The sequence below is a fragment of the Sphingomonas sp. P3_C6 genome, from assembly GCF_056402595.1.
Genome location: NZ_JBFUHB010000023.1, coordinates 64373 through 75703, shown reverse-complemented (window position 1 = coordinate 75703; position 11331 = coordinate 64373). Strand labels below are relative to the sequence as shown.

At 59.9% G+C, this 11331-nt stretch carries 9 protein-coding genes; 5 read left to right on the top strand and 4 right to left on the bottom strand.

Annotation, left to right across the window (positions count from 1 at the left end):
• Positions 1–485 (bottom strand): NmrA family NAD(P)-binding protein (locus AC1DT7_RS18600; RefSeq protein WP_478037658.1); only part of this gene is annotated, 485 nt, incomplete at its 3' end.
• 785 nt (positions 486–1270) lie between these two features.
• Between AC1DT7_RS18600 and AC1DT7_RS18595 the strand changes: the two genes are divergently transcribed.
• Positions 1271–1879 carry a PilZ domain-containing protein gene (locus AC1DT7_RS18595; protein WP_478037657.1) on the top strand — a complete coding sequence of 203 codons (609 nt, stop codon included), beginning with the start codon at positions 1271–1273 and terminating at the stop codon, positions 1877–1879.
• A 97-nt stretch (positions 1880–1976) separates the two neighbouring features.
• Here the strand turns inward: AC1DT7_RS18595 and AC1DT7_RS18590 are convergent, their stop codons facing one another.
• Positions 1977–3512, bottom strand: coding sequence for an ATP-binding protein (locus AC1DT7_RS18590; RefSeq protein ID WP_478037655.1), 1536 nt, complete (start codon positions 3510–3512; stop codon positions 1977–1979).
• Between the two features lie 136 nt (positions 3513–3648).
• Between AC1DT7_RS18590 and AC1DT7_RS18585 the strand changes: the two genes are divergently transcribed.
• The 4 genes from AC1DT7_RS18585 to AC1DT7_RS18570 all read left to right on the top strand — a co-directional run bounded on the left by AC1DT7_RS18585 (position 3649) and on the right by AC1DT7_RS18570 (position 9996).
• Complete coding sequence (locus AC1DT7_RS18585) at positions 3649–4263, top strand: response regulator transcription factor (RefSeq protein ID WP_478037653.1); 615 nt, start codon at positions 3649–3651, stop codon at positions 4261–4263.
• 648 nt (positions 4264–4911) lie between these two features.
• Positions 4912–7083 (top strand): beta-galactosidase, encoded by a 2172-nt coding sequence (locus AC1DT7_RS18580; protein WP_478037652.1) that lies wholly within the window; start codon positions 4912–4914, stop codon positions 7081–7083.
• A gap of 356 nt (positions 7084–7439) precedes the next feature.
• Positions 7440–9458 carry a glycoside hydrolase family 97 protein gene (locus AC1DT7_RS18575; RefSeq protein WP_478037651.1) on the top strand — a complete coding sequence of 673 codons (2019 nt, stop codon included), beginning with the start codon at positions 7440–7442 and terminating at the stop codon, positions 9456–9458.
• An 88-nt stretch (positions 9459–9546) separates the two neighbouring features.
• Positions 9547–9996: a hypothetical protein gene (locus tag AC1DT7_RS18570; RefSeq protein ID WP_478037649.1), complete on the top strand. Its 450-nt coding sequence runs from the start codon at positions 9547–9549 to the stop codon at positions 9994–9996.
• Between the two features lie 38 nt (positions 9997–10034).
• Here the strand turns inward: AC1DT7_RS18570 and AC1DT7_RS18565 are convergent, their stop codons facing one another.
• Both AC1DT7_RS18565 and AC1DT7_RS18560 read right to left on the bottom strand, forming a co-directional pair.
• Positions 10035–10496 (bottom strand): hypothetical protein, encoded by a 462-nt coding sequence (locus tag AC1DT7_RS18565; protein WP_478037648.1) that lies wholly within the window; start codon positions 10494–10496, stop codon positions 10035–10037.
• A gap of 65 nt (positions 10497–10561) precedes the next feature.
• Positions 10562–11155, bottom strand: coding sequence for a hypothetical protein (locus AC1DT7_RS18560; protein ID WP_478037647.1), 594 nt, complete (start codon positions 11153–11155; stop codon positions 10562–10564).
• Positions 11156–11331: the final 176 nt, after the last annotated feature.

Below are 11331 nucleotides of genomic sequence, written 5' to 3'. Positions count from 1 at the left end.
CCCTTGGCGCCGACCGGCATGCCGTAGATGCCGCCGCCGAGCAGGGCGTCCTTCTGCCGCATGTCGTTCTGGATGAAATAGGCCGGGCGCAGGATCGTCGCGGGCAGGTCATAGGCGTCGATCATGCGCTCGACGGTCATCTTGCTGGCGAAGTGGGGAACGTCGGCATAGGCCTCGCCCTTGAACACCGAGAGATAGACGATCCCTTTCACGCCAGCCTCGCGGGCAGCGTTCAGCGCGAGCATCGCCTGGGTCAGTTCATCGGGTGCGTTGGGTGCGAGCAGGAACAGCGTGCTGACCCCGTCCAGCGCCGCGCGGATGCTGTCGATATCGGCGAGGTCACCTTTCACCGCCGTAACGCCTGCCGGCAGATTGGCCTTCTCCGGCGAGCGGGTCAGCGCGCGGATGTCGGCTCCATGCCCGCCGAGAAAACTGAGCACCTGGGTTCCGATGGTTCCGGTGCTGCCAGTGACCAAAATCGTCATGTCGTGTCTCCTTGATCGTGTTCAGGCGGCTCGTTGTCGCTGGAGCAAAGATAGCCGTTCCGACGCTGGAGGTAAGGCGGCGTATTCGGGACGGGACGTCTCGTAAATGGAACACGGCATGCGTCCTGATCGACATCGTCGACGGCAAGGTGATATCAGTCGGGGCGGCTCCGTCCCCGCAAACTCGCAAGCAGCAGCGCAAGCCCATCCCACACCGCTTCATCTTCGATTTCCAGGGCAGGCTGTGATCGTGCGACGCGCCACGGCGTTGGTTGAAGGTTTGCTGACTTCGTTGCTCCAGACTGTCTGACGGCCGTCGGTCCGGGCGCTTGAAGCCGTGCCGGCCAGCGTTTTGTCCGGGAGGCTGGCCGACCGGTGTGCTGGATTGTCCCTGAGCATGAATAGGCCTTCTTGGACCAGGTATTGGCCAGGCGTTGGAAGGCCTGGCGCGAAAGTCCTATCACTCGCGCGATGTCGGCCACGGTTTTCGGCTCCTCCATGAGTCGCGAAACATTGTCCCAGATGCTGGCACGCTTCATGGGGCAGATCGTCGGACAACGCCTGGATAGAGGCGCCTCCGCCCCCTGTCTGATCGGGCTGGTGTGCATCTCCCGCGACGATCGATGGGTGGACGTTGTCCTTGGATCAGAACGCGAAGCGGAGGAGACACTCCAAGTGTTTCGAAAGCCAAGGCCAGTAACCCGCCGGCGAACACCCGGTAAAATCTACAGGTAGAAAACAGGGCGTAATTTTCAGGATGATGCTCTCACCAGGAGGAGATCATCATGCAAGAGGCAGCAAGGTTCGAACAAGCCGCACTTCCCGCCGTCATTGAAGACCGGAGAAAGAGCAATCGCGTTCGAACCGTATACAGGGTCGCGCGGGTTCAGGCCAAGGAAGGCGAGGGCCTCGCGCGAATCCGGAACCTGTCAGACGATGGCATGAGGATCGATCTTGGTCTCGATGTGGTTTTGAACCAATGGATTCGTGTCTGGCTGTCCGACTCCGTCAGCGTCGAGGGGCAGGTCGTGTGGACGAACGACAATGAGTGCGGTCTGAAATTCCCCATGTCGATCGACAGTGTCGATCTGCTGCGCCGTACGGCCGAACAGATACGGCTTGGCGAAGCCCGCGCTCCGCGCGTTTTGACAAAGCTGCGTGCCGTTGTCAGCTCGCAAGAGGGCATCCGCCCGGTGCGTGTCCAAGACGTCTCTCAGCGTGGCATGAAGCTGATCCATGACGGCAGTTTCACAACTGGGCTCCCAGTGAAAGTTACGCTGGAATCCGGCATGGAACGCCGCGGCGTCGTTCGCTGGGTACAGGACGGGTTCGCGGGGCTCATGCTGACGGAAATGTTCAGCGTTGAGGATTTGAAAACGATCAACGGTAGGTGATCAAACCCCCGGCACGGCGCGGCCTAGGCAACCGCGCCGTGCAACCTGATACCATGCCTGGGCTCGAGAGCAGATCCAGCAAGGGGAAGATCGAATTTCAGGCGGCTTGCACGGGGGCAACCAGCCGATGAACTTCAGTCAGCAATACCGCGCTGCGGAACGGTTTTCGTAGCACGTGCACGCCCCGTATCTGGCTGGCGTTCGCCTCCAGCTCCTCGGCAAAGCCCGTCATCAGGAGCATCGGGAATTCGACACCGCGATCCTGCAGGATGCTCACCAGTTCGACACCGGTCATGCCCTCGCACAACCGGATATCCGAAATCAGCATTGCTGGCGTCAATCCGGATTCGATCAGCGCCAGAGCTTCCTCGGCCGACGAAACCTGATCAACCGCATATCCGCCGCGAACGAGATGCGCCGAGAGCACCTTGCGCACCTTGGCATCATCCTCGACCATCATGATATGCGGCAATTCGTCCCCCGGCGCGACGGGACTGATCAACGACTGGGCAATCGGCAACACCATGTTGACTGTTGTTCCGCGCCCCGGCGCGGTTTCGATGCTGATGTCGCCGCCCGATTGCTTGACGAAATTATAGACCATTGCCAGCCCGAGGCCGTTGCCGCGACCAGCCTGCTTCGTGGTGAAAAACGGCTCGAACGCGCGCGCCTTGGTAGCATCGTCCATACCAACGCCGCTGTCGCTCACGGCAATAATCGCAGCCGGGCCAAGCGTGGGGCCGGCATTTGACTGCCGCCGCGAACTGATGCGGATCGTTCCCCCCTTCGGCATCGCATCGCGTGCATTGAGGACCAGGTTCAGCAAGGCGGTCTCAAACAGAGTGCGGTCGACGACGACACGACCGACCGCGGCGCTCAGATCGGCTTCCAATCGTACCGGCTCTCCGATGGTGCGTCGGAGCAGGGTCACGACCGCCTCGATCACACTATTGAGGGGCACCTCCTCGTTTTCGCCGCCTTCCCCGCGAGCATATTGCAGCATGCGCGCAATCAGTTTTGATCCGCCGTCCGCAGCTTCCATGATGTCGTTCGCGGCATCCTTGGCTAGCGATCCGTTGCTGGCCTCGGCGGCGATAATCTCGGCGTTGCCCAGGATCAGCGCCAGGATATTGTTAAAATCGTGCGCGATTCCCCCCGAAAGCTTGCCGATGGCTTCCATCCGCTGGGATTCGCGCAGGCGCGCTTCCAGATCAAGTTGCTCGGTGACGTCGCGCTGGACGCCGATGAAGAAGCGTCCGACTTCACCGTTGTCGATCGGCGTCAGCGCAAGATCGTTCCAGAACGCCGAGCCATCCTTGCGATAATTCAAGATCAGGCCCGAAAATGGTTCATGTGCTGCAATCGCGGCTCGCATCTGCGCACTCGCGTCTGGTGAAGTTTCCGGTCCTTGGAGGAAACGACAGTTACGCCCGATAATTTCATCGAGAGGATAGCCGGTCAGCTCGGAAAATGCGTCATTGGCAAAGATGACCGGAGCCCCTTCACGACCAACATCGGCAATTACAACGCTTTGCTTGATAGCGCTAAGCGCCAATTCTTGAATATGGGGGATGTCATAAGCCTTACTAACGAGTTCAGGCGTCAGAGCGGTTGTGGGGCTCAAACTATGCACGCCGGTTTCTCTCTGGGATCTCCTGCTGACCGATTTAATAGCCTGGAGCCGCGGGGGCAACTGGTTTGTCATGCGGTATGCAGCCGATAACCTGTCGTTAATCGGATCGGGTCAGGGTGTCTGCGGAGGTGGCAGCATGCAAGTGTATGTCGTGGACAATGATCCCCTGATTTGCCGTACGCTGGCACGGATGCTCCAATGCGATGGGATCGCGGTGCGCACCTTCCCAGGCGCTGCCGCCTTTCTGGACGAACTCGACAGTCTGAAATTTGGCTGCGTGATGTTGGATATCTCAATGCCCGATCACAGCGGGTTGGATGTGCTCAGCACGATCCTGCGCGAGAAGCCGCCATGGCCGGTGATCATGGTATCCGGCAGTACCGCCGTCGACGATGCGATCACCTCATTCCGCCGCGGCGCTATCCATTTTCTGCGCAAGCCGTTTCGGCTTGAGGAATTACGATCCGCCTTGGACGAAGCGTCAAAGATCGGCGCTGACCGACTGGCGGCCTATGAGCGCCAGATGCGCGCTCGGCAGGTTCATCTCACTGGTCGGGAACGCCAGATATTGTCTGCGATGGCCGACGGTCTGCAGACCAAGATGATCGCGTGGCAACTCGAACTGAGTGTACGTACCGTCGACATGCACCGCTCGAATATTCTGGTGAAACTGTCCGCACGGAACGCTGTCGAGGCGGTGGCGGTTGCCCGAAACCTAGAACTGCTGACGCAAGTTCAGACTGCTGCATAATTAGGAATGCGACCCGGAATCTCGGCGATCAGGTGCGTCGAATATATCGTGACGGTGAGGGCGTCATTCTATGCCGCGCCCGAGCAAGGCGAAACGAGCGACGAGCGGTGCCGGTCATGAGCTGTGCCAACCGCCAGCAAGGCGTGGAACGTCGGTCGGCACCGCCGGAAGATTTCCCGGTCTAAGTGTTTAGTCCCGAAGAGTGGCGATATGGGTCGATTTTTGAATCGGCGTGCGTCTTCTGTCCAGATGCGATCGACATATCCGTATGGCGGCCCCACCTTTCACAAGGAAAATCGCGGTTGCATAAATGAAAGCAAGCAGTCACGTTCGGGCCGCGCTGTGCAGGGACGCAGGGCTCGGGAGGTTGCGTGAACGACAACAAGGTGCCGCGTAGCTGCGCCATCACATGGCGGACACTGCGGGGGAGCGGTGCGGGCGGCGGGCGTGCTCACGCTGGGCTCGCGGCGGGGACTTGTCCCGGCATGACGAAGAGCCGGGCGATCCGCGCTCATTTGATGCGCCCCGGAAGCCCTGCGCTGTCGATAGGCTTGGGTGTGGCGGTGGATTATTCCGGGTGATGCATGCAAGTTATCCTAGGGCTGATTTCCCCAAGATCCCAATTTAGGTGAGCGATATCGACAGTCTATGTTGCTGCTTAAGAATATTGGCATCATCCTAAAGGTGCTGGAATATAAAAAATACGGAGTGGATGGTATTGTGATTAAATTGAATCTGTCAAAATTCGTCACAATCTCAGCCATAGCCGCTGCATGCTCTATTCCTTCCTTCGTGCAGGCCCAAGCGCAAGAGGTAGATCGCACACCGCAATCGATTCTCTATGGGGTGTCGTATTACGACGAATACACGCCCGTCGACCGCATCGACGAAGACTTTCGGTTGATGAAAGAGGCGAACATCACGGTAGTCCGGATCGCCGAATCGACGTGGGGGACGCTTGAGCCGCAGCCGGGCGTCTTTGATTTCAGCCATGTCGATCGGATGCTTGCGGCGGCGCAACGATATGGCATCAAAGTCATCGTCGGCACGCCAACCTACGCGATCCCCACATGGCTCGCGCGTCAGCACCCGGACGTGCTGGTGACCAGACCAGAGGGGCAGGTCAAGTTTGGCGTTCGTCAGAACATGGACATCACGAACCCACATTATCGCGCAGCTGCCAAGCGCGTCATCGAGGCTCTGATTGCCCATGTTGCCAAACACCCGGCGGTGATCGGCTATCAGGTCGACAACGAAACGAAGCCCTACAACACGGCGGGACCGAACGTGCAGGCTGCGTTCGTGACGGCGCTGCAGAAAAAGTGGGGCAGCCTCGATGCGTTGAACAAGGCCTGGGGTCTCGATTACTGGAGCAATCGCGTTAACCGGTGGGAGGACTTCCCTTCAACAACCGGAACGATGAACGCGAGCGTCAAGAACGCCTTTGCCGAATTCCAGAGAGGTCTCGTAACGGAGTTTCTCGCGTGGCAAACGGGGCTGGTGCGCAAGCATGCGCGCAACGATCAGTTCATCACCCAGAACTTCGACATGGGCTGGCTTAAAACCTCCTACGGTATCCAGCCCGAGGTGAATCATTGGAAAGCCGCGCGGCCGCTCGATGTTGCTGGCATGGACATCTACCACCCCACTCAAGATGACCTGACAGGCGTGGAGATTGCGTTCGGCGGCGACCTGGCTCGCTCGCTGAAAGGCGGTGCTAATTACTACGTTATCGAGACCGAGGCGCAGGGATGGGTGCAATGGACACCCTATCCAGGCCAACTGCGGCTACAGGCCTTCAGCCATCTTGCGTCTGGCGCGAACATGGTCGCGTATTGGCACTGGGCTACAACGGCAAACGCAGTCGAGACCTACTGGCGCGGATTGCTGACCCAGGACTATCAGCCAAATGAAGTCTACAATGCTGCCAAGGAAATTGGCGCTGACATCAAGCGCCTTTCTCCGAAGCTCGCAGATTTGAAAAAGAGCAATGACGTCGCGATCTATGTCAGTAATCGTGCGCAAAGCGCGTTCGACTCGTTCAAGCTGCCGGGAAACATCGAATACAACCAGGTGATGCGCCCCTTTTATGACGCGCTGTATAGAAGAAATATCGAGGCGGACGTCATTTCGCCAGATGGCGACCCGGATCTATCGAAATACAAGATGATTGTCGTGCCGGCCCTGTATTCAGCGAGTGACGAGGAAATCGCTCGGCTGAATGCTTTTGCCGAAGCTGGTGGCCACCTGGTTTACACGTTCAAAAGCGGGTTCTCCAATGAGGACACCAAGGTGCGCTACGCGTCGCAACCGGGCGCAATCTCGCAGGCAGCAGGGGTGAAGTACCAACTGTTTACCGAACCCAAAGAGGTCAAGGTCGGGCCCGAGCTATATGGCCTAAGCGGAAAGGATCTGCAGGCGCGCTGGTGGATGGAGTTTCTGACCCCAACGACCGCAAAGGTGATTGCGCGCTTCGAACATCATTCGTGGCCGAATTATGCTGCGATCACCCGCAACTCGTACGGCAAGGGAGAGGTAACCTACATTGGCTTCATGCCGTCAGACGCGCTGATCGAGGGTGTCCTGACCGACACTGCGAAACGGGCTGGCGTTGTTTGGCCAGAAACAGCTCGGTTCCCTCTCATCGTGCGCAGCGGCACTTTGACGAATGGCAGTCGCGTCCGCTATCTGCTGAATTACTCGCGAGAGAAGCAAAATATTCCTCGGGAGCTTACCAATGGAACAGATCTTCTGACTGGCAGGCAGGCCGCTTCCACAATCGATCCTTGGGGCGTGGCGATCCTGGAGAGTAGTCGTTGAGGTAGGGTGAGAACATGTGAGGAAATAGTCGCGGACTGATCGGCGGTATAGCGACCTGTCAGCTCGATCGAGCAGGTGAGGTTGTGCGAGGGGGTGGGTGAAGCGGCATGGCCGCATGAGAGCGTCAGATGGCGCAAACGGACACCAATTCACCGATCACGCGGCGGTGGCTTGGTACCTCGACAGCCGGCACGTCATTCCGAAGCTTTCCGGGCAGCTCAAGGCTGGTGGCGACTGAGCGCGCCAGCAAAGGCTTCGATATTTGCGCTGCCGAGAACGCGTTATCGCCTATGAAAAGAGCTGGCCGCTTGCGATGCAAGTTTATAGGCTGGGCCGGCAATCTGGGAGGGGTCACGATGCGTCGTTCGAAAATGGGGGGCGTTGCGGCCGCGCTTGCCGCGTTGTCGCCATGGTCAGCGGCTTCCGCCGATAATAGAGCGACGACCGTGTCTTCGCCAGACGCGCGCAATCGCATCGAATTCACCGTAGCTTCGGGCAAGCTCCTGTTCGCTGTCTGGCGGGATGGCCGGCAGGTTCTGGTGCCCTCGCCCGTCGGCCTCTTCACCAATCAAGGCGCGTTGGGTGGCGACGATGTCGAGATTAGCGGCGCCGACAGCGTATCCGTCGACGAAGTCTATCGCCCGGTGATGGGCAAGGCGTCGCAGGTGCCCGACCGCTATGGCCAGACCCAGTTGCATCTGCTTCGCAAACGGGACGGAGTACGTTTCGATCTGGTGGCCCGAGCCTATCAAGACGGCGTTGCTTTCCGCTTCGTCATACCACAGCAAGATCGTCTCACGTCGCTGGATGTCTATTGGGAGACGACCGGCTTCTACTTTCCGGCCGACTATGCCTGCTGGGGGGCGAATGCCGGCATTCACGCTAACAGTCATGAGTTCGAGTTCGACGCCGTCCGCGCTTCGAAGATGCGCAACTTTCACCTCTATGATGCGCCGTTGGTCTGCGAGACCGGCAAGGGCACGACCTTCGCGCTGGCCGAGGCTGACAAGCGCGATTATGCGGGCGGTTACTTTCGAGGACGCGGGGATGGCGGGCTGGGCGTCAATATCAGCCTGACGACCAGGCCCGACAATCCACAGGATTCGACCGGTTTCAAAACGGCAGTGCGTGCGTCCCTGGCCGAACGGCCGTTAGTCACCGCCTGGCGCGTCGTAATGCTAGCCGACAGCATGGGGGATCTGATCCCGTCCAACCTCATATCGCTCCTCGCCGAACCTTCTAAAATAGCCGACACCAGCTGGATCAAGCCCGGCAAGTCGGCCTGGGACTGGTGGAACGGTTGGGCCGTCAACGTGCCGGATGCGGGCGTGAACACCGCGACGTATAAAGCCTATATCGACTTCGCGCAGAGGATGAAGCTCGAGTACATCTTGATCGACGAGGGCTGGTACAAGGGAAGTTCCGAAGGGCCGCGTCCGGCAGACGTGACTGTTCCCATCGCCGCCATGAACATGCCCGGTCTCGTCAAATATGCGGATGAACGCAAAATCGGGATCTGGGTATGGTTGCAATGGAAGCAGCTGGAGCGACAGTTGGACGATGCACTGGCGCTCTACGAAGCCTGGGGCATCAAAGGGATCAAGGTCGACTTCATGGACCGCAACGACCAGGAAATGGTCGCTTTCTATCATCGTCTGCTGGCCAAAGCCGCGCAGCATCACTTGATGGTGGATTTGCACGGCGCCTATCCGCCGGACGGTCTCAATCGCACCTGGCCCAACTTCGTGACGCAGGAAGGCGTACTAGGCGCGGAATACAACAAGTTCGGCGCCCGGATCACGGCGACCCATAACGTAACGCTACCCTTCACGCGCATGCTGCTCGGCCCGATGGATTATACGCCCGGGGGCTTCCGCGCATTGCCTCCATCCCAATTTCCGCAGCAGGTGCGCTCGCGGTTGCCGTTCGTTCAGACGACCAGGGGGCAGGGCCTCGCGATGTACGTCGTCTACGACAGTCCCCTCGTCATGCTGGCAGACAGCCCCGAGGCGTACATGTCGCCGGAGGGAGCGCTGGCAGCCGGCGCGGACTTCCTCCGCGATGTGCCGGCAACCTGGGACGAAACCCGGTTTCTCGCGGGCGAAATTGGCCAATATGTCGTCGTCGCCCGTCGCAAGGGCGATCATTGGTATGTGGGCGCAATGACGAACGAAGCGAAGCGCAAGATCAGCGTGCCGCTCGGGTTCCTCGGCAAAACGCGCGGCAGGTGGCAAGCGCGCATGTGGCAGGACGGAGGTGACATGAATAGCATCCAAAAGTCCGATGCCACTGTCACCGCGGAAAGTTCGCTAACGCTGACGCTGGCACCTTCCGGGGGTGCTGTCGCGGTCCTGACGCGCCGCACTGAAGGCTGACGGGCGGCAGCCAAGTGCTGGGGTCCGGGCCCAATAACAGGATGCCGTTGGCACCAGGGTCGTGATTCACTGCCTTATTGAGGAGGCGGTGAGATGGCTGATTTCTTTTGGTTTTCCGATGCGCAGTGGGCTCGGTTCGCTCGCGAAGGCCTGTTTCCTGCACAATGACGCGATCCTTGTCGATCCGGAGGGATGCCATTTCCTGGGCAGGACGGCGCTCGAACTGCGCAGCCGTTCGCAGCACGACGAGGCCAGGGCAGATTATCTCGCCTATACTGCGTACGCACAGGGCTGCACGGACGACGCCGAGACGGTCTGCGACGGGGCCCGCGCGCGCTATCGGCGCGAGGCCGCGCGCGGCGCGGCGTGGATCAAGCGGTGCGACCGCGACCTTAGCGGACATCGCGCGCTCAACACATGCGCTGAACTCGCCGCAGGCGGGAACGACTATGATGCTGCACAAGCAGCGCGGCGGCAGCTTTTCTCGCTTTTCCGCGCGGTTTCCACGTCGAGGGACTCGCCACCTCAAGCTCGATGATGGTCTCGCTCGCTAATGCCATCGGCCGGTTATCTTTGTCAGCCCGGCTCGATATAATGCTTGAGCACCTCCACCGGGGCAAGCGGGGCCCGCCAAAGGACGATGCGGTAGTGGTCGTCACCGTCCAGCCCGTCCTCGCTCAATGTGTCGAGGCCGCCAAAGCACGCTCTCACGCGGTAGCTTCCTGGCGACACTGGGATGATATCGATCGAACCCCCAGTGCATTCATGGATTTCGAGTCGTCCCGACGGAAGTTCGATGCTTGCCTCCGCGATATGGTCCCAATCGTCGAGGACCAGCGGCGGAGGGGTGTCGGCTACCTCGATCCCGACCGGCACATCCATGTTGCGGGCCGGCTGGATGACGACGATGAACGGCGCCGCCTTGACCCGGCGACGGATATCCTCGTCGTCATAGTCTTCCGGAGCGTTCGGCCGCTCGATCGCGTCCCACAGATAGAATTGAAAATAGTCGGCGAAAATCTCGTAGTGCTTTATCATCTTTTGGCCCCTGTCGAGCACCTCGCACCGCGATATCAATCGGCAATGCTTCATATTGCAATGGTTTAGGGGCCACATGTCCAGTCGCCTATCACCGTGCGGCGCGCGCCGTCCGACCGGTCATAGGTCAACCTAGCGGGAGACGCCGGTGATTCACCGCCGCTTTGCGCCTTGCCCGTCACGGCGATCGTGATGGTCTTGCCCTGTCCGGCGAACCGCACGCCCTTGATCATCGCGTCATAGCCCCCGGGCGCACTGATGCGCTCGACCGAGCTCGTCCCCTTGACGACGCCCTGGGACCGTTCGGGCGAGCCGACATTGCCCCGAGCCAGGAGCAGCGTCGCATCGCCTCCGCCGAAACTGCAGGCAAGGTCACCCTCAAGCTTCGCGCCGTCCATGTCGGCGGCTGACAGGGCGTTGAGCAGTATTGGAGATCCGTCGCCGCCTCGCGTTGCAGGGGCGGTGCGGTCTTCTGGCTCTGCCGCGGGCGAGACTGAGGCCGTGGCGTTTTCCTCGCGAGCGGGTCGGAGTTGTTCCCCCACTGTGTTTGCCGCGTCGCTGTGCTGCGGTCCGTTGTCGACCTCCACACTTCGCGAGCAACTCGCGATGGCGAGCGCGGCAAGGGAGAGCATGAATGTCGTCGATTGTCGCACGGCCATCGAATGCCCCAGGCTGGTGAGTGATCTCGACCAACGCGGCGCAATGTATTCTGTTCTTGCCATTCGCCGAAGCGAGCCGGCGCCAAGGGGAATTGACGCACCGAGCGAGCCGTGAGCTGGAGCGCAGGTCGGACATCATATTGTGTATTGCAGATCCTAGCCTCGCTGCTGCTCGT

What these genes read in the sequence shown, in the direction of transcription:
- AC1DT7_RS18595 (WP_478037657.1), top strand. Translation starts at nt 1,271, where the DNA reads ATGCAAGAGGCAGCAAGGTTCGAACAAGCCGCACTTCCCGCCGTCATT.
- AC1DT7_RS18580 (WP_478037652.1), top strand. Translation starts at nt 4,912, where the DNA reads ATGTTGCTGCTTAAGAATATTGGCATCATCCTAAAGGTGCTGGAATAT.
- AC1DT7_RS18585 (WP_478037653.1), top strand. Translation starts at nt 3,649, where the DNA reads ATGCAAGTGTATGTCGTGGACAATGATCCCCTGATTTGCCGTACGCTG.
- AC1DT7_RS18560 (WP_478037647.1), bottom strand. Translation starts at nt 11,155, where the DNA reads ATGGCCGTGCGACAATCGACGACATTCATGCTCTCCCTTGCCGCGCTC.
- AC1DT7_RS18575 (WP_478037651.1), top strand. Translation starts at nt 7,440, where the DNA reads ATGCGTCGTTCGAAAATGGGGGGCGTTGCGGCCGCGCTTGCCGCGTTG.
- AC1DT7_RS18565 (WP_478037648.1), bottom strand. Translation starts at nt 10,496, where the DNA reads ATGATAAAGCACTACGAGATTTTCGCCGACTATTTTCAATTCTATCTG.